This is a genomic window from Eubacterium ramulus ATCC 29099 (genome assembly GCF_000469345.1).
GTDB lineage: Bacteria > Bacillota > Clostridia > Lachnospirales > Lachnospiraceae > Eubacterium_I > Eubacterium_I ramulus.
In genome coordinates this window covers 12,792-32,003 of the sequence record NZ_KI271082.1, presented here as the reverse complement: position 1 = coordinate 32,003, position 19,212 = coordinate 12,792, and the positions used below count along the sequence as shown (strand labels likewise).

Here is a 19,212-nt window from a genome sequence, read left to right as displayed (position 1 = left end):
GAAGTCTGCGGTGTTTTGAAATTTTGATAAATACAATCGTAAGTCAAAGTGCATTCTGCACAATTATATGCAGTAAAATACATGCGATTTAGGCCAGATGAAAGGTTAAAGTACATAGAAATATTGATAAAATCTCCTCAACAGGTGTTTGAAAAAGAGCAACAGGTGAAGGAGGTTTTATTTTTTATGAAGTTAAAAACAGATCTGGTAATTATGGGAAGTGGCATGGCAGGTATTTCGGCGGCAGATGCAGCACTTGCCCGTGGAAAGAAAGTCATCGTATTTGAAAAGAAACCATATCAGGGTGGAGCAGTTTCCAACTGCCCGATCGCATATGTCAGCATTCGAAAAGACAGGGCATTTCAGAACGCAGCATTTCATTTGTTATATGAGTATTCGAATTACAATGCAAATCCGTCTGTAATTCGTCAGTATGTAAACAATTCCTGGAGAACAAAAGAATATATTGAGCGTCTTGGCATTAAAATGATTCCGACACAGCAGTTGGAGCTGGAGGATATCGGAGATCCGAAATATGCGGATGGATTTCCCCCTGCAGTAATGGCACATGGAGATTTTTATCTGGTTCCGGGACGAGGCAAAGGCCATGGCGGTGCACTGATCTGTCTGAATGCCATGAAGGATATTATCAAACGTGGTGGACAGTATATGCTGAATACACCGATCACAGATATTCTGGTGGACGAAAATGGAAAAGTAACTGGTGTAAAAGCTGTCAACAATGAAACAAAAGAAGAAATCGAAGTGGAATGTGAAGCAGTGATCATTGCCAGCGGCGGTATTATGGAAGATCGTGAAATGATGAAAAAATATACCGGCTTTACTTTTACGGATTATAATTGTTCCGGAGACGGAAACGTACTGTTTAACTGTTATCCGAATTCCGATCAGACCGGAGATGGACAGAAACTGGCATGGAAGCTTGGCGGTGCCCAGAGTGCCATCGCAGTATCTGGTCACAATCTGGTTCCGGGACCGGGAATCGTGGCAAGTTCTCCGTGGATTGTATACAACGAGACACGTACCATTCAGGAGCAGCCATATCTGTGGGTAAACAAAAATGGTGAGCGTTTTATTGACGAGAGCATTTCCAATAACCATATGGCAATCAGCACAGGTATCGCAAATCAGCCAAATGGGGAAAGTTATATCGTATTCGATGAAGATACTAGACGCCATTTGGAAGAAGAGGGTGTGGATTACATGTACTTTATCTTCCCGGTGGAGAAACTGACAGATATTCCGGGACAGTTCAGGACACTGATTGAGGAAAAAGGAAACAAACATGTATTTATGAAAGATACCATTGAAGAGCTGTGCGCACAGTCCGGAATTGATCAGGCAGGTTTGGAGGAAACACTGGATCGTTACAATGGATATTGCGATAATGGTGAGGACGAAGAGTTTGGAAAAAATGCAAAATATCTCCGTCCTGTGCGAAAAGGACCATTTTATGCAATGCGTGTATTCTGTGCCGGTTATGATACTATCGGTGGTATCAAAGTTAATGGAAAAATGCAGGTCGTGAAAGAAGATGGAAAAGCAATTCCGGGACTTTATGCAGCCGGGGATAATATGATGAGCGAGTTTTATGGAAATCCTCCGACAGGCGGCAGCGCCGGTGCTTATTTTGCGATGCCGTTTGGGTTTGCAGCAGGAGACAGTGCGTGTGATTATATGGAGAAACATGCATAACTGATGTTTGCGAAATAAAAATGAAGGTAAGATATACCCATATACCGTAAATCTGGTTTACAGATGGTGAAATTGTTAAAAAACACACATCTGATTTGGATGAGGTTTATTCGAAAACAGGAGGAAAAGTAAAATGAAAGCAGAAATCAAAGAGTATTGTATTCGTTGTGGCATTTGTGTGGGATTATATCCGCAGTTATTTGCCCACAATTTTGAAAAAGACTGTATTGATGTCAAATATGATGAGATTCCGGCGGAACTGGAAGAGACTGCAAAAAATGCAGCCCGAGACTGTGCGGTGACGGCGATTTATTTGAAGAAATAGGGTAGAATTGATATATGGCAAAATAAACAAAAATGATATTATTTCAGGAGTTGAAAAATGAGTTTTTCAACTCTTGATTTTTTGTATGATCAGAAAATACGGGATCGACAGAGAACTTGACTGGTATTGTGCAATTTGCTTAGGTAAAATTTGGAGATAAAAAAGGGCATTGACGAGTGGAAAAGGGCGTTATATACTGGCTGCACTTTATAAATATTATGACGAATGCATTCTCAAAAATGAACGGAAAGAAAATAACAAAATTGATAATATGGTATATATACCATATAATAAGGGAGAATACATATGACAAAATTTGAAGTCATTGCATATGAAACAGAAAATGGCGATAATCCTGTAGAAAAATTTTTAGATAAACTTAATCCTAAAATGAGAGCCAAGATATTTGGAACGTTGGTCATTTTACAGGAAAAACAATTAGCAAAAGCACGACGAGCTGACTATATGGAAAGGATGAAGAAGCTATGAAGACATTAAATGAAATGTTAGAAAATCAGATGCAGGATGAAAAGTTCCGCAAAGAATATGAAGAAATGCAACCAGAGTTTGATGTGATTAGAGCAATTGTAGATGCGCGTACTTCTCAGAATTTGACTCAGAAGGAATTGTCAGAACGTACAGGAATTAATCAGGCAGATATCAGCAAACTGGAAAATGGAACAAGGAATCCATCTGTTAGCTTACTAAAAAGATTAGCAGAAGGAATGGGGATGGTGTTAAAGATTGAATTTATACCAAAACAGAAAGTTTGATGGTTTTGGACAAAGAAAATTACCAAATAAAAACGCCTCTCCCGAAAGAATGAGAAAAGTCGGGAGAGGCAGCAGGAGTAAAAGATGCCTTTTGTATAAGGGATGGGATTGTCCTATTTGATTGTGCAAAAGGCATCTTTTTTATTTTAGCAGAAATCCAGATAAGTATATGTCTGCAATGCAGACCCGGATTTCGCATCAGAAATCAATTCTGAGTTCTGAATTATATATATCTGAAAATGATATATAGCATTGATACTGCAATTACGATCAGTGTTGCCGGAATCGCGTAGGTACAATACTGTTTCCAGGAAATATGATGACCGTTTTTTGATGCAACGGCGATACCAACTACGTTGGCAGATGCACCGATCGGGGTAGCACTTCCACCGATATCGGTGCCCAGTGCCAGTGTCCATGCCAGAACGGATAAATCTGCTCCGGATGCCGTTGCAAGGCTTTTGATGATCGGAATCATCGTAGCGGAAAATGGGATATTGTCTATAATGGCGCTGGCCACTGCAGATACCCATATAATAATGATTATAATAAAGGTTACATTTCCTCCGCTGATCCTGTGGATAAAGTTCGCAATCAGTTCCAAAATTCCTGTCTCTTCCAGACCGCCGACTACGACGAATAATCCGATGAAGAAAATAAGGGTCGGATAATCAATACGACGTAAAATGTGTTTTGCCTTTTTCCCTGCGGTTGCGCAGGTTGCGATAGCGGCAATTATGCCAATGGTGGAAACTGTCAATTCAGTCTGTCCATGTGTCACCAGCAGTACAACTGCACAGAGAAAAATAATGCAGCTGATGATAAAAGAACGTTTGCTGGTAATCGCACTGCCCGGTGATGGCATTTTTGCAATATCTTCTTTTGAAAGATTATTTGTGTTCAGTTTTTTGCGGAAACATAGATAGAAGAAAAAGATCATCAGCAGCAGACTCAGGATGGCGATCACGCCGGTATTGAACAGAAAATCGGTAAATGTGTAGTGCAATGCGGTTCCGATAATGATATTTGGCGGATCACCACACATTGTGGAAGAACCTCCAAGGTTCGAACAGAATATTTCTGCAATGATTACCGGAATCGGATCAAATTTCAACAGTTTGCCTTGTGTGATGGTGATTGCGGCCAGAAACAGAATAACGGTGATACTGTCGATAAACATAGACAGTACGAATGCCAGAACCATAAACATCACAAAAATTTTTGTGGTATTATATCTGACTGCTTTTGCAATGGTCAGGCAAAGCCAGGAGAAAAATCCGGAAATTGCCATTCCTTCGACCATGATCATCATGCCAAAGATGAAAATAATTGTCTGCCAGTTGATTCCTTTTGTACTTTCTGTGGCTTCGGCGCCTGCACGCCAGAAATCAACAGATGTAAAAGACTGAAAGTTCAGTGTCTCGAATAACGCAGTGGAACTGTGCATACAGACACCAAACACGAGAATGAGCGTTGCAACACTGCAGAGTGTTGTCGCAATGTGCCGTGGAATTTTTTCCGTGATAATGAATGCAAACATAACCAGGAAAATAATGACGGCCGTGATTTGTGCTGCCATAAAAAAACCTCCTCCAATATAAAAAGCCCCTGCATTTATTATGTGGTAAAAAGACTGACAAGTCAAATAGAAGTCAGACATATTTCTGATTTTTCCGGTTACAGACATCAAGGGGAAAAATCCAGATGGCACTGTTCTTATAAATGTTCCAGACCAGCTCATTTGCAAGATTCGTTTTTCGTAAAGCAGGCAAAATTGCCGAAAAAAGAAGTCATAAAGTACATAATCAGGAAATAATCTGTTAAATGGAAAATTGTCAATCGTGATTTTGCTGAAAAAATATTTTTATAAAAAAACAATTTAGGAAAATTTGCCGATTGCAAAATTTGGAAATTGTATTAATATGAATACACGAAAAGACCAACGGGGGTAAGGAGTTTTGGGACAACCACCGGTCTTTTATTTTTCCTTGGTAATGGTAGTACCAATTATGAGAAAACAGTATCAATTACGAGATGCAACAACGATGCTGAAACTGTGATGATTGGGAAACATGTTTCAGGAGAAATAAAGCGGACATTCGCAATCCGCTTCGCTCCTTGCTCATGAACGCAGTCGCTTCGTGATCTGCGTTCAAAAAACAGAAGAAAGAGAAAAGAAGGAGGTGACCGCTACGAACGGACTGGTAGATGAGTTGATCGACCAATTGAGTGTCAAGACGGTGTTCACGATACCCATTTTTGGTGGAATCAAAATCGCGGAATCAGTTGTCGTTATGTGGATCATTATGGCAATTGTCATAGTGGCATCGATTTTCCTGACGCGGAAATTGAGCGTGGAGAATCCGGGAAAGAGGCAGTTGTTTTTGGAAGTATGTGTCGGAAAATTTTATGGATTTTTCGAAGGGCTGCTCGGAGAGGAAGGAAAATGTTATATCCCTTATCTGATGAGCGTCGGTCTGTTTATCGGTATTGCAAATGTAATTGGCTTATTTGGATTTAAGCCTCCGACAAAGGACCTGAATTGTACGATCGCTCTTGCGTTGATGAGTATCATACTGGTGGAAGCCGCCGGTATCCGTGCAAAAGGTGTAAAGAAGTGGGCGAAAGGATTTACACAGCCTGTCGCGATCATTACACCGATCAACATTCTGGAGATTTTTATCCGACCGTTTTCGTTATGTTTACGACTGTTCGGAAATGTACTCGGAGCGTTCGTTATCATGGAGCTGATCAAGGCGGTTGTGCCGATGGTTGTACCGCTGGTATTTAGTTTCTATTTTGATATTTTTGATGGATTGATCCAGGCATATGTATTTGTGTTCCTGACATCGTTATACATCAAGGAAGCTATTGAATTACAGGCAGAATAAAAAATTTGAAGTGAGAAAAGGAGATAATTATTATGATGATCGCACTCGGAGCTGGTATCGCAGCATTAGCAGGAATTGGAGCAGGTGTAGGTATTGGTATCGCAACAGGTAAAGCAGTAGATGCCGTAGCAAGACAGCCGGAAGCTGACAGCAAGATCAGCAAGAACTTATTACTTGGTTGTGCATTGGCAGAGGCAACTGCTATTTATGGTATGGTTGTCGCTATTCTGATCATTTTCCTTTGCAAATAAAAAACAAAGACGTGAGATTTTGTTTTTAGAAGGAGGATTTCAGGATGCTGAGAATTGATTCAAACCTTATATGGATCATTGTGAACCTGTTGATCTTCTATTTCCTGATCAGAAAGTTTCTGTTCAAACCGGTTTTAAATATCATCGAAAAGAGAAAACAGATGGTAACGGAACAGTTTGAAAAAGCAGATACGGTAAATGCAGAGGCTTTAGAGTTGAAAACTCAGTATGAGGCATCTTTGCAGGGCGCAAAAGAGGAGGCAGTCCAGATTGTGGCAGATGCCAGAGAACGGGCAGATGTGCAGTACAAGCAGATTGTTTCCGATGCGGAAAAACGATCCGAAGCTTTGCTTGAGAAAACAAATCAGGATATGGAAAAAGAACGTGACAGAGCACTGCAGAGTGTACAGAAAGAGATCAGTACGCTGGCTATGGCTGCAGCGATCAAGATTATCGGAGAGAATAGCAGTAAAGTCACGGATGAACAGCTTTACAATGAGTTTTTAAGTAAAACGGGTGACAAACATGACAGCAACAACGGCTAAATATGTAAGAGTTTTGTGGGAGTTGAAGGCTCCGGTAGAAGATCTTGAAACTGCAGTACAGATTTATCGGGAGAGTCCCGAATTACAGCGTGTGCTGACAGACCCAAGTGTTTACAAAGAGGAAAAACATGCGGTGGTTGACCGTATTTTCCCGGGAAAAAAGTTACAGAATTTTATGAAGATTCTCTGTGATTATTCTGACGTGGAATATCTGAATGAGATCGTGGAGGAATACAAAATGTATGCAAATGAACATCAGTCAATCGTAAACGCAACATTACGTTATGTGACAGCACCGGCTGATAATCAGCTGGAAGGAATTAAAAAATTCTTGATGGAAGAGTTTGATGCGCATCAGGTTGAGCTTGAGATGATCCGGGATGAGCGTCTGGTGGGAGGTTTTGTCCTCGCTGCCAATGGCCGTGAATGGGACTGGAGCATCAGCGGACGGATCCGCGGCATGCAGGAGCAGCTCGGTATGATTCAGAATCAGGCTGAATTATAACTGGCAGAGTAAGAAGTAAAAGGTAAAAGAAAGAGGTGATAGGACAATGAGCGCTATCAGTTCACAGGATATTATTTCCATCCTGAAAGAAGAAATCGAAAATTACGATTTTGAGGCGAAGGATCGGGAAATTGGTCATGTCATCTGGGTTGGTGACGGAATTGCCACTGTCTATGGAATTGACCAGGCCATGTATGGTGAGATCGTTGTCTTTGAGAACGGCGTAAAAGGTATGGTACAGGATGTCAGAAGAAATGAGATCGGTGTCATTCTGTTTGGCCGTGATACAGGGATCAAGGAAGGAACCAAAGTAACAAGAACCAAAAAGAAAGCCGGAATTCCGGTTGGAGATAAATTTGTCGGAAGAATCATCAATGCCCTGGGTGCTCCAATTGATGGAGAGGGCGATATTGAAGAAGATGATTACCGGCCGATTGAAAATGAAGCACCGGGCATCGTGGATCGTAAATCGGTCAGCGTACCAATGGAGACAGGAATTCTTTCCATTGATTCTATGTTCCCGATCGGACGTGGACAGAGAGAGCTGATCATCGGTGATCGTCAGACAGGTAAGACATCCATTGCAACGGATGCAATGATCAACCAGAAGGGAAAAGATGTCATCTGTATTTATGTCGCAATTGGACAGAAAGCATCAACAATTGCAAAAATTGTATCCACATTGAAAAAGCACGGCGCAATGGATTATTCCATCATTGTAGCAGCAACAGCCAGTGATCCGGCTCCGCTGCAATATATTGCACCGTATGCGGGAACTGCCATGGCAGAGTATTTTATGTATCAGGGAAAAGACGTGCTTATCGTTTATGATGATTTGTCAAAACATGCGGTAGCTTATCGTGCATTGTCCCTGTTGCTGGAGCGTTCTCCGGGACGTGAGGCTTATCCGGGTGATGTTTTTTACCTGCATTCCAGACTGCTGGAGCGTTCCAGTCGTCTGAGTGACAAACTGGGTGGCGGTTCCATCACAGCCCTGCCAATTATCGAGACACAGGCCGGCGATGTATCTGCATATATTCCGACCAACGTAATTTCCATCACAGACGGTCAGATCTTCCTGGAGAGTAACTTATTCTTCTCCGGTATGAGACCGGCGGTAAACGTAGGTCTGTCTGTATCCCGTGTCGGTGGTGCCGCACAGACAAAAGCGATGAAAAAGGCAGCAGGAAGTATCCGTATCGATCTGGCGCAGTATCGTGAGATGGAAGTATTTACCCAGTTCAGTTCTGACCTGGATGATGATACCAAAGAGCAGTTACAGTACGGAAAAGGCCTGATGGAACTGTTAAAACAGCCGCTTTGCCAGCCGTTGGATATGGCAGAGCAGGTTATTACACTGTGGACCGCTACACACAAGATTTTTCTGAATGTGGAAGTTAAAAAAATCAAAGAGACCCAGAAGGGTATGCTGGAATATTTCAAAAATGCACATCCTGAGATCATCGCTGAGCTGAATGAGACAAAAGCTCTGTCCGATGAACTTGGAGAAAAGATCCTCGCTGCCGCCAGGGAGTATGTAAAATAGGAGGTCTATCATGGCAAGTGCTAGAGAGATACAGAGCAGAATGCAGAGTATCAAAGATACGATGAAAATCACCAGTGCCATGTATATGATTTCTTCGTCAAAGATGCAGAAGGCAAAGAAAAGTCTGGCAGATACGGAGCCGTTTTTCTTTGCGCAGCAGAATGCAGTCGCGCGTTTTATGAAGTCCGTTCCGGACACAAACAATATTTTTTTCGGAAGAGATATCCCGGATGACCGGAAAAAGCGCGGTTACCTTGTGATCACTGCCGACAAGGGTCTGGCAGGAGCTTACAACCACAATGTTCTGAAGCTTGCATCGGAACAGCTGGAAAAGGGCGGACAGAACAAACTGTTTGTGGTCGGTGAGTTAGGCCGGCAGTATTTCATGAAAAAAGATGTAAATATTGACGGAGAATTCAGTTATACCGTGCAGAATCCGACCCTTTACAGGGCGCGTCACATTGGTCTTCAACTGATTGATGAATATATACGTGAGGAACTGGATGAGGTTTATATCATCTATACCAAAATGATCAATGCATTCAAGATGGAAGCGGATATGTTTCAATTGCTTCCGTTGCAGAGAGAAGAATATACACACAAAAATCTGAAAGGATACAGTGAGAGAATGACCTTTCATCCTTCTGTGGAATCGGTGCTGAACAGCCTGATTCCAAATGTTGTGTGTGGTTTTGTATATGGTGCGCTGGTAGAATCTTATGCCAGTGAACATAATTCCAGAATGATGGCGATGCAGACCGCTACCGATAGTGCAAAGCAGATGCTGCATGATCTGGAAATTGAATACAACCGTGTGCGTCAGGCAGCGATCACCCAGGAAATCACTGAGGTCATTGCAGGTGCCAAGGCACAGAAGAGTAAGAAAAAGTAAGAGAGGTGAAGCGATATGAATAAAGGAAAAATCGTTCAGGTCATGGGGCCTGTTGTAGACGTAGAGTTTTCCGACCATAACCTTCCATGCATCAAAGATGCACTCGAAGTTGATAATAATGGAAAAACATGTGTCATGGAAGTGGCACAGCATATTGGAAATGATACCGTAAGATGTATCATGCTTGCTTCCAGTGAAGGGCTTCATCGTGATATGGAAGTAACAGCAACCGGCGCAGGTATCACAGTTCCGGTAGGAAAAGCAACGCTGGGACGACTGTTCAATGTTCTGGGTGAGGCGATCGATGATGGAAAACCGGTAGAGTCAAAAGAAAACTGGTGTATCCACAGAGAACCGCCATCCTTTGAAGAGCAGAGTCCGGTTGTCGAAGTTCTGGAGACGGGTATCAAAGTTATTGACCTTCTGGCTCCATACTCCAAAGGTGGTAAGATCGGTCTGTTCGGTGGTGCAGGTGTCGGTAAAACCGTTCTGATCCAGGAGCTGATCCGTAATATTGCAACAGAGCACGGTGGATATTCTATTTTCACCGGTGTCGGAGAGCGTTCCCGTGAGGGTAATGATCTGTGGACAGAGATGAAAGAATCCGGCGTTTTGGAAAAAACAGCCTTAGTGTTCGGACAGATGAATGAGCCACCAGGAGCTCGTATGCGTGTAGCTGAGACCGGTCTGACTATGGCAGAGTATTTCCGTGACAAAGAACACCAGGATGTACTGTTATTTATCGATAACATTTTCCGTTATGTACAGGCTGGTTCAGAGGTTTCCGCATTGCTTGGACGTATGCCATCTGCTGTAGGTTATCAGCCGACTCTGGCAAATGAAGTCGGTGAATTGCAGGAGCGTATCGCTTCCACAAAAGAAGGTTCCGTTACCTCGGTACAGGCAATTTATGTACCGGCGGATGACTTAACTGACCCGGCTCCGGCAACCACATTCGCGCATCTGGATGCAACAACGGTACTTTCCAGAAAGATTGTTGAACAAGGTATTTATCCGGCCGTTGATCCGCTGGAGTCGAATTCACGTATTCTGGAGCCGGATATCGTCGGTGAAGAGCATTATGAGGTTGCACGTCGTGTACAGGAAATCCTGCAAAGTTACAAAGAACTGCAGGATATCATTGCTATCCTTGGTATGGAAGAACTTTCCGAAGAGGATAAGACAACGGTATACCGTGCAAGAAAAATCCAACGTTTCCTGTCACAGCCGTTCCATGTGGCTGAGACATTTACCGGAATTCCAGGTAAATATGTACCGTTGGAAGAGACCGTCAAAGGTTTCAAAAAAATTATTGACGGTGAGATGGATGAGTATCCGGAATGGGCATTTTTCAATGTGGGAACCATTGACGATGTCATTGAAAAAGCAAAGAACGGCAATCATTAGTGAGGTGTGACTATGAGTACATTTCATTTAAAAATTATTGCATATGATAAGATCTTTTATGATGACGAGGCAGCATCTGTTGTATTACCTGCAATTGACGGGGAAGTTCAGATCCTGACAAATCATGAGGAATGTGTCGTTGCATTGAAGACGGGTGAGGTCCGTATCGGAACACCGAAAGGTGAAATGATTCCGGCAGTTTGCGGAAGTGGCTTTGCAGAAGTTACTTCTGATAATCAGGTGGAAATTCTGGTGGATACGATCGAACGCCCGGAGGAAATCGATATACGTCGTGCGAAAGAGGCAAAAGAGCGTGCAGAAGAACGGTTACTGCAGCATAAGAGCCGGATGGAATATTATCGTAATACCACATCGCTGGCAAGAGCGATGGCACGTCTGAAAGAAGCAAATAAATATCGCCACTAGGTGTGGTGAAAAGAACAAACTGAAAATGAAATCCAGACAGACACGGAAGGAGGCGGGCTATGCTCACTTCGGTAACGAAAATCACCCTATCGTCTTGTCTTGGATTTCATTTTCAGTTTTGTTCCATTTACACGGTGGCTCCAGCCGTGCGTGCACATAAGTAATGTTAAAACATTCGTTTGTTTGTACGCAAAAATAATATGAATGAAATAAAACCCCCGAAGCTGGCACTTCGAGGGTTTTTGTATTCTAATGGAATACATACTTTTCTTACTCACCACTATAATAAACCTTTCCTTTGAAAAAATCAATATCTAAATGAACAATATTTTTAGTTGAATCGAACAAAGTTTCGCGCTATTATGTTATTGCTGTCGACTCTTTCCAGTAGGAAGGAGGTGAGCCTAATGGAATACATACTTGCTTTTCTTATCTCTGTATTGGCATCTATAGCGGGTTATTATATTTGCAAATGGTTAGACAGAGACAAACGGCAGCACTAGCCTGACGGTGTAGTTCTCCGGAATGAACTTTAGAACTCTGGAAACTGGCATTTTCAGAGTTCTTTTAAATATATGTATTGTACTGGTAAATTATGAAAATCAATTTTATAAATTATCAAATCCAATATAAACTTGATAGTATTCGCCCAAGGTGTCCCGGCCGTATTTGTATACGGAATAAAACGGAGCATGATAGATGACAGTTTCATCGCTGTATTCTACGGAATAGGCGAACCGTGGGGCCTGTCGGATATAGCATACGCTGGCGAAGTCCAGCCAGATCATGCCAAATAGGATCGCAATAAAGATGATTATGGATTTTAGTAATTTCCGTTTTTTCAGTAACTGGAAGATTCCAACGGTTACGATAATGGCTCCCAGGATGGCAAATTTTGCTGCCCAGCCGCTTTCACTTGGAAATACGGTAAATCCGGACAAAATCAGAAAACATCCAAATGCTGACAAGATGTATCCGGTCAGTTTTTTCATCTGCATATGTTTGTCTTCTGTGGCGTATTGTGCCGCTTTCATTAAAGTATCTTTCATTTCTACATTCATATTCTCGCTTTTCCTTTCTCCGTCAATGATTTCACGGATATCAACATCATAAAAATCTGCAAGTTCAACCAGTACAGACAGATCTGGTAAATTCGTTCCGGTTTCCCAGCGGGATACGGTTCGGTCAGATACGTTGAGCTGTTCTGCAAGCTGACTTTGCGTAAGTTCTTTTTCTTTTCTGAGTTCTTTTAAAAAAAGACCGATCTTTTTCTGATCCATGTTGTTGCCTTTGCCTCCTTTCAGGAAAAACGATAACAAAAAGTGTGTGAAATCACCACGACACAAAGCGAGAGTTGCTACAAATGGTAAATACATTATGTGTGTCTACCATATAATGTGTTATATAAAGTGTGTGTTTTGTAAATGAAAATATAGTATCACAGAAAAATTATGTCTGTTGTGCTGTGCGATAGCTTCGTGCGGACATGCCATTTTCCTGCTTGAAAACCCGACAGAAATAGTTGTAGTCGGAAAATCCGCATTGTTCGGAAATGGTAGAAATTGGTAAATTTGTTTTGGTTAATAGTGTCTGCGCATGCTGCAGGCGCATTTTTTTTATGTATTTGGCGATGCTGCAATGTAAAAATTCTTCCGAGTATTCGTAGATCTTGCGGCGGCTTAAATGCAGGTGTTCGCAGAGGCGGTCTACGGATAGATCTTCGGTCAGGTGATTTAGAATGTAAGTGTTGATGTTTTGTTCAAACTGTTGTTTTTCGATAGAAATCAATTTTTTGTACAGGATGGAAGAAATACATGCTTCCATGATGCTTGCGGCGGCGTGAATCTGTGTGTCGGAGATGCAAGGGATTGCATTAGCATATTGTTTCCAATTGTCATATTCGACGAATTTGTTTGCTTCGTTTGTATCGGGTGAGGTTGAGTTAGCAATATTGGTTTCTGTGTTACTCAGGTGATATTTATGTAATGCATGTTCAATTAGTGGCTGTAACTGCTCCGGGGAGGTTGCATTTGCAACCTGCCCCATCATGAGGTAGCCGATGGTAAATCCGTCGCTGACGATGGGGGCGGTGGCTTCGATCAAACCGGCATGACATTTGTAAATGACACATTCGCCGGATGCTTTTGCTGCTTCAAAGGAAGCACGGTCGGAAGCGTCACAGAGGGCGGCTCCTTCCGGGGAAGTTTTGATATAATGGCAGAAACAGTTTTCTTTTGTCGGATAACTGAGAATCCATTCTCCTTCGGGATCGTAGAGGGTCAGTGTCAGCTTTGTTAAGTCGTGGAAGTCCTGTAGAAGTTGATGCAGTTCTTTTTCATTATAGTTTAGTTTCATAGCGGTTTCCTTTTATTTTTTCTCTGGTTTTGTATTAATGGTGTTGTATCATAATGTGAAAGAAGGAAGCTTTTGCAGCTTCCTTCCGTTACTTTAACATGGTATTAACCAAATTTTATCCAAACACTTCTTTTACAAAATCAATAACATCTAAATTCTTTTTTGCAATGTTGTCATCTTTCGCCATTTCACCCAAGGTCATCCAATAAAAATGTTTCCCATTTTTGAGAAAATCATTTTTTTGAGAAATCTCTGATAAATTATCAATACAGATTTCGTATAATCTATGATTATATACCCGATTTTCTTTATGGCTGACAGAATACTTTTCCTGAATCCGTGAAGTAATATATCTGCAATGTATTTGACTTTTATCAATCTGCAAATCAGCCGAAACTTTTTCGAGCAATGCAGCTTCATTATTTCGTGCCTGTGTTTTGTAGTTCAAAAATAATTTGCAGTCCCAACGTTCATCGTCATAAACTAAAAATCGTTTAGTTCCAACCATATCTCTATTATAAATTATAACCAGAGAGTGATCATGCTGTATTTTATCTAAATTTTCTATATCATTTAAGAGTAATTCATGATTGTAAGGATGCCTGTTTGCCTGAAACAAATCATAAATAATTTTGACTGTATATCCAATTCCAATCAGGCAAAATACTGTTTTCAATACCGTTCCTGAAATCCCAAATATATCGCTATAACTTGCTGTAAAAACAGATAATAAAAAAGAAATTCCTGCAATAATAGTATCTATAGTAACTTTATTACCAATCAAATCTCGTTTTTTTTCAAGCAACAGTTCTAAATCGGATTTTTCAATTAATAATTTCATTAATTAACACCTATATCTCTATAAATTAGTAATAATAGAGATATTATACTTAAAAATTAATAATAAATCAATGTTTTCCCCAAACCATTTGTTCCTTTTATATCATGTGAAAAAGATACTGTTTTTGATACGATTTTACAGTTTTGGGGAAGAAAATGACTATTTTTTCAAAATGGTATGAGATACAATACAAACATAGTTAAGAAGTGCCATGAAAGAGTTGAGCGAAAACATAGATTTGGTTTCATGTGCATTTGATTTGACGTTCATTCGATGCGGAAGTATAGAAAAACAAGAAGCGAAAGGGGAAGAAATGAGTATGAAAAAAGAAGTAATGGTGGATATGACTTCCGGACGTATCGCACCGCAGATTTTGAGATTTGCGATGCCTGTGTTGCTGGGGCTGGTTTTTCAGAGAATCTACAATTTTGCAGATTCATATATTGTAGGGCATTTTTTAGGGGATAATGCGCTGGCAGCGGTCAGTGTGGCAGGCGTCGGTATGTATCTGGTATTTTCGTTGATCATCGGTCTGACGACGGGTGTAACGGTTGTTATGTCACAATATTATGGCGCAAAGGAAGAGGATAAAGTAGTAAAGACATTCTTTTCCTCTATTTTTATTGCACTAGGCATGACGATACTTGTGACGGTGATCGGATTGCTTATGACAAGGCCGTTGCTGATCGTGCTGCAGACTCCGGCAGAGGTGCTGGATGCGGCTGTTTTGTACTTGCGGATCATTTGTGCCGGTTCTGTCGGAACAATGCTGTACAACTGGATTTCTGCGGTATTGCGGTCTCTGGGTAATTCGGTAGTTCCGCTGATTTTTCTTGGTATCTCCAGTTTGTTGAATATTGTATTTGATATTTTATTTGTGGCTGTGATTCCTATGGGAGTTGGCGGTGCTGCGTTTGCAACCGTACTGGCGCAGGTTATATCCGGCGTGGCCTGCCTGCTTTATGCATGGAAGATTTTGCCGATGCTGCGGATCCGCAGAGATAAACTGAAACTGGATACTTATATCGGAAAACAAATGCTGGTGTATGGTCTGCCGGCTGCATTGCAGATGAGTATTATTTCTATTTCAGACATGACATTACAGGCAGTGGTAAATACATATGGAACGACATTGGTTGTAGCGTATGGTGTGTGTATCAAAGTGGAAGGGCTTGGGATGCAGGTGGGCGATGCTCTCGGAACGGCACTGGGAACCTTTACCGGGCAAAATACGGGGGCGAAGAACATCGAGCGGATCAAAGCCGGATTTCGCACTACGTTTTTGTTGAATGCCATTGGATATGCGGTTGTATCACCATTGATCTTCCTGCTGGCACCAGTGATCATGCGGATGTTTACTGAAAGTCAGGAAGCGATTGGTTATGGTGTGGAGTATATGCATATCTTTGCACCGTTTTTGATCGGTGTCGGAACATTAAATCTGTTTCATAACATGCTTCGTGCAGTGGGAGACGTAAAAATCACGATCTGGATGGGCATCAGTGAGGTCATTACCCGTATTGGTTTTGCATTTTTGTTTTCCTGTCTGTGGGGATATTGGGGACTCTGGTGGGTATCTCCGATCACCTGGTGGTGTGCAGCAGGTCTGGGCGGTTTGCGATATCTGAGCGGAGTTTGGAAAAAGAAGATCGAACCGACGATTCCCTCATAAAAGTGTAACTACATGGTAATAATTCCCTCATAAAAGTGTAATTACATAGGAATAATTCGCTCATAAAAGAGTAAATACATGTTTTGTAGAAATCTCTGCATTGACTTTTAAAGTGTGCTTTGTTATCATTGAATTCAGTGTGCAAAGCACACTTTTTTTCTGCAAATTTATTCAGAGCATATATTGAAACGTATTTTATAAAATTTTTGGAATACTTAAAAAAGCAGATCCGTATAGAGTTGCTATAAATAAGATAAATATAGAAAACTCTGAATAACAACTTTTTATTTGGAAAGGAACTATATGAGTACAGTTTTATTTGAAGATTTAGATTTAAATCCGCAGATTCTGCGGGCCATCAAAGAAATGGGATTTGAGGAGGCAACCCCAATCCAGGCACAGTCCATTCCGGCTGTTATGAGTGGCAGAGATGTCATCGGACAGGCGCAGACAGGAACAGGAAAAACGGCATCCTTCGGTATTCCGCTGCTTCACAAAGTGGATCCGAAGCTGAAGAAGACACAGGCACTGATCTTATGCCCGACCCGTGAGCTTGCAATCCAGGTATCCAATGAGTTACACAACCTGGCAAAATACATGCATGGTATTAAAATTCTTCCAATCTACGGCGGACAGGAGATCGGAAAACAGATCCGTTCTTTAAAAGGCGGCGTACAGATTATCGTTGGTACTCCGGGCCGTGTGATGGACCATTTAAGAAGAAAAACCATCCGCTGTGATTTCATCCATACGATCATTCTGGATGAAGCAGATGAAATGCTGAATATGGGATTCCGTGAGGATATCGAAGAAGTGTTAAAATATCTTCCGGAAGATCGCCAGACCGTTCTTTTTTCCGCAACGATGCCGAAAGAGATCATGGAGATCACAAAACAGTATCAGAAAGATGCACTGACCATCAAAGTTGTAAAAAAAGAACTGACGGTGAAAAATATTGAGCAGTATTACTATGATGTCAGAAGAAAAGATAAACTGGATATTTTAACAAGACTTCTGGATGTTTATGATCCGAAGCTTTCCCTTGTATTCTGTAATACAAAACATATGGTAGATGAGCTGGCAAACGAGCTTCAGAACCGCGGTTATTTTGCAGAAGGACTGCATGGTGATATGAAACAGCAGCAGCGTGACCGTGTTATGAGAAACTTCCGTAATGGCAAGACAGAGATTCTGGTGGCAACGGATGTCGCTGCCCGTGGTATCGACGTGGATGACGTTGAGGCAGTGTTTAACTACGATCTGCCGCAGGATGACGAGTATTATGTTCATCGTATCGGTCGTACCGGCCGTGCAGGCAGAACGGGTAGAGCATTTTCTTTTGTAAAAGGAAAAGAAGTTTACAAGTTAAAAGAGATCATGCGTTATTGCAAGACCAAGATCTATGCACAGCCGATTCCGTCCATGCGTGACGTAGAGGAAGCCAAATGCGAAAAAATCATGGATCAGTTAGACCAGATCATCGAAAATGAAGATCTGACCAAGATGGTAAATATGATCGAATCTCAGATCAATAACGGTGATTATACAGCAATGGATCTGGCAGCAGCCTTTTTATATCAGGCACTTGGAAAAGCAGAGCGTGAAGGCGTAAAACAGGATAATTTCGATTTCTCTGATACCGGTGCAGAAGATGGTATGGTTCGTCTCTTTATCAATATTGGTAAAAAGCAGCGCGTGCGTCCGGGAGATATCCTTGGAGCCGTTGCCGGAGAATCCGGAATGCCGGGTGATCTGGTAGGAGCTATTGATATGTTTGACAGCTATACATTTGTGGAAGTTCCGAGAGAGTATGGCGCAGCTGTATTGAAAGCAATGAAAAATGCTAAGATCAAAGGAAAGAGCATTAATGTGGAGCCGGCCAATGCGAAATAGGGTTTTTTGAGCGGCTGCATGTAGGCTATGAGTAAAAAAAGAGTGAGAATTGCATCCTTCGGGCTAAGACGCCCGTTCAGATGAAATTCTCACTCTTTTTTCAATGTCAGTTTTTGAGCAGCCGCAAGGAAGAACCCTATGAGCCACATCCTTCGAGTTAAGACGCCCGTTCGAATGAAATTTATTCCTTGGCAAAAGTAAGTTGAAATTCCTGGGCCAGTAAAGGTAATAAGGAGGATTTTGGTGTTTTCTGCCATGCAAGGCAAAGGGTATGTGGCGGAGACAGTGTGAGTTTTTCGATTTTTTCGGCTGTCGTTAAAGTTGTCAATCCATCCAGTATGGCGATGCCTTTTCCAAATTCAATGTTTGATATAACGGATTCAATGTTCGGGAGACTTCTGGTAATTGGGGTAAAGTTATATTGCTGGCAGTATTTTTGAATCAGAGGTCTGGTATAGTCTGTGTCATCTTCATATAAAGAAAAAAAGACTTCATTTTTCATGTCTGCAACTGTGATATCTTGTTTTTCTGATGGAAATAGTTTTGGTGAATATATTAAATATTTGGGTACATCAAATAAAGGTAAATAGTTGGTGTCTTCAGATTCCGGAATAAAATCTTTCATGATAAAACAGGCATCCAGTTTTTCTTTGTGTAGGAGAGATAAAATCCGTTTTATATTGTGGTTTTCAAATGTAAGCTGAATATCCGGATATATTTCACAAAATGCGGTAAGGGTTTGCTGGACAATGGCAGGAAGCTTCCAACCGGATAAAATACCGATATTTAAAGTGCCTTTAAAAGAGTCATTATGTTTCAGTGAAATCTGACGGATGCGTTTCAGCTCTCCGAAAAAGTCAGAAAATGCCTGATAGTATAATTCTCCGTAACCGGTAAGTTCAATGGGATGTTTGGAGCGGTCAAAGAGTAAAACCTGTAATTCATTTTCCAGATGCTGGATATGTTTCGTTAAAGTAGGTTGTGAGACATACAGTTCTCTGGCGGTTCTGGAAAATGATCTGTTCTCGGCAATGGATAAAAAGCATTGCATCTGTAATGTGTTCATGGATAGAGACCTCCTTCTTAAAATTAGTGTAACAGCTTTATAGCGTAATGTATATAACCTTTTTATAGCCATTTGGCTATGAAATGATGCAATTATAAGAATTGGACA

Annotated in this window: 19 protein-coding genes; 14 read left to right on the top strand and 5 right to left on the bottom strand. The window is 41.4% G+C overall.

Translation table 11 applies throughout. From position 1 onward, the window contains the following. The first annotated feature begins 186 nt into the window (after positions 1–186). The 4 genes from HMPREF0373_RS01505 (at position 187) to HMPREF0373_RS01490 (ending at position 2,814) form a co-directional block, all read left to right on the top strand. Entirely contained in the window at positions 187–1,716 is a 1,530-nt protein-coding gene (locus HMPREF0373_RS01505) for an FAD-dependent oxidoreductase (RefSeq protein ID WP_022035292.1), read from the top strand. 133 nt (positions 1,717–1,849) lie between these two features. Next, complete coding sequence (locus HMPREF0373_RS01500) at positions 1,850–2,041, top strand: ferredoxin (protein WP_021737781.1); 192 nt, start codon at positions 1,850–1,852, stop codon at positions 2,039–2,041. 306 nt (positions 2,042–2,347) lie between these two features. After that, positions 2,348–2,530, top strand: a complete 183-nt coding sequence (locus HMPREF0373_RS01495) for a hypothetical protein (RefSeq protein WP_021737779.1) — start codon at positions 2,348–2,350, stop codon at positions 2,528–2,530. Beyond that, on the top strand, positions 2,527–2,814 hold the full coding sequence (locus HMPREF0373_RS01490) for a helix-turn-helix domain-containing protein (RefSeq protein WP_021737778.1): 288 nt from the start codon (positions 2,527–2,529) through the stop codon (positions 2,812–2,814). Before HMPREF0373_RS01495 ends, HMPREF0373_RS01490 begins: the two co-directional genes overlap by 4 nt. Positions 2,815–3,037: 223 nt before the next feature. Here the strand turns inward: HMPREF0373_RS01490 and HMPREF0373_RS01485 are convergent, their stop codons facing one another. Continuing rightward, a complete protein-coding gene (locus HMPREF0373_RS01485) occupies positions 3,038–4,393 on the bottom strand; it encodes an ArsB/NhaD family transporter (protein ID WP_044962550.1) in 1,356 nt (451 codons plus the stop codon). Between the two features lie 604 nt (positions 4,394–4,997). Here HMPREF0373_RS01485 and HMPREF0373_RS01480 point away from each other — a divergent pair. From HMPREF0373_RS01480 to atpC, 8 genes are read left to right on the top strand one after another with little or no spacing between them, the layout of a single operon-like run. Further along, positions 4,998–5,705, top strand: coding sequence for a F0F1 ATP synthase subunit A (locus tag HMPREF0373_RS01480; protein WP_044962558.1), 708 nt, complete (start codon positions 4,998–5,000; stop codon positions 5,703–5,705). Between the two features lie 32 nt (positions 5,706–5,737). After that, positions 5,738–5,956 (top strand): ATP synthase F0 subunit C, encoded by a 219-nt coding sequence (atpE, locus tag HMPREF0373_RS01475; protein WP_021737773.1) that lies wholly within the window; start codon positions 5,738–5,740, stop codon positions 5,954–5,956. Positions 5,957–6,000: 44 nt separating this feature from the next. After that, the gene (gene atpF, locus HMPREF0373_RS01470; protein ID WP_021737772.1) at positions 6,001–6,501 is read left to right on the top strand and encodes a F0F1 ATP synthase subunit B; all 501 of its coding nucleotides are present in this window, start codon (positions 6,001–6,003) and stop codon (positions 6,499–6,501) included. Beyond that, entirely contained in the window at positions 6,482–7,006 is a 525-nt protein-coding gene (gene atpH / locus HMPREF0373_RS01465; RefSeq protein WP_021737771.1) for an ATP synthase F1 subunit delta, read from the top strand. Before atpF ends, atpH begins: the two co-directional genes overlap by 20 nt. Before the next feature lie 46 nt (positions 7,007–7,052). After that, positions 7,053–8,552 carry a F0F1 ATP synthase subunit alpha gene (gene atpA, locus HMPREF0373_RS01460; protein WP_021737770.1) on the top strand — a complete coding sequence of 500 codons (1,500 nt, stop codon included), beginning with the start codon at positions 7,053–7,055 and terminating at the stop codon, positions 8,550–8,552. 10 nt (positions 8,553–8,562) lie between these two features. Next, positions 8,563–9,444 carry an ATP synthase F1 subunit gamma gene (gene atpG, locus HMPREF0373_RS01455; RefSeq protein WP_021737769.1) on the top strand — a complete coding sequence of 294 codons (882 nt, stop codon included), beginning with the start codon at positions 8,563–8,565 and terminating at the stop codon, positions 9,442–9,444. A gap of 15 nt (positions 9,445–9,459) precedes the next feature. Continuing rightward, positions 9,460–10,851 carry a F0F1 ATP synthase subunit beta gene (atpD, locus tag HMPREF0373_RS01450; protein ID WP_021737768.1) on the top strand — a complete coding sequence of 464 codons (1,392 nt, stop codon included), beginning with the start codon at positions 9,460–9,462 and terminating at the stop codon, positions 10,849–10,851. Positions 10,852–10,863: 12 nt separating this feature from the next. Next, positions 10,864–11,277 carry an ATP synthase F1 subunit epsilon gene (gene atpC, locus HMPREF0373_RS01445; RefSeq protein WP_021737767.1) on the top strand — a complete coding sequence of 138 codons (414 nt, stop codon included), beginning with the start codon at positions 10,864–10,866 and terminating at the stop codon, positions 11,275–11,277. Positions 11,278–11,885: 608 nt separating this feature from the next. Here atpC and HMPREF0373_RS01440 read toward each other — a convergent pair. The 3 genes from HMPREF0373_RS01440 to HMPREF0373_RS01430 form a co-directional block, all read right to left on the bottom strand. Next, positions 11,886–12,557: a helix-turn-helix domain-containing protein gene (locus HMPREF0373_RS01440; RefSeq protein WP_081695170.1), complete on the bottom strand. Its 672-nt coding sequence runs from the start codon at positions 12,555–12,557 to the stop codon at positions 11,886–11,888. A 169-nt stretch (positions 12,558–12,726) separates the two neighbouring features. Then, positions 12,727–13,632, bottom strand: coding sequence for a PocR ligand-binding domain-containing protein (locus HMPREF0373_RS01435; protein ID WP_021737765.1), 906 nt, complete (start codon positions 13,630–13,632; stop codon positions 12,727–12,729). Positions 13,633–13,747: 115 nt separating this feature from the next. Then, positions 13,748–14,473 (bottom strand): hypothetical protein, encoded by a 726-nt coding sequence (locus HMPREF0373_RS01430; protein WP_021737764.1) that lies wholly within the window; start codon positions 14,471–14,473, stop codon positions 13,748–13,750. Between the two features lie 319 nt (positions 14,474–14,792). Between HMPREF0373_RS01430 and HMPREF0373_RS01425 the strand changes: the two genes are divergently transcribed. Further along, entirely contained in the window at positions 14,793–16,145 is a 1,353-nt protein-coding gene (locus HMPREF0373_RS01425; RefSeq protein WP_044962556.1) for an MATE family efflux transporter, read from the top strand. Between the two features lie 303 nt (positions 16,146–16,448). After that, entirely contained in the window at positions 16,449–18,038 is a 1,590-nt protein-coding gene (locus HMPREF0373_RS01420; RefSeq protein WP_021737762.1) for a DEAD/DEAH box helicase, read from the top strand. A gap of 181 nt (positions 18,039–18,219) precedes the next feature. On the opposite strand, the gene HMPREF0373_RS01415 is transcribed toward HMPREF0373_RS01420, so the two are convergent. Continuing rightward, on the bottom strand, positions 18,220–19,176 hold the full coding sequence (locus HMPREF0373_RS01415) for a LysR family transcriptional regulator (protein ID WP_081695169.1): 957 nt from the start codon (positions 19,174–19,176) through the stop codon (positions 18,220–18,222). Positions 19,177–19,212: the final 36 nt, after the last annotated feature.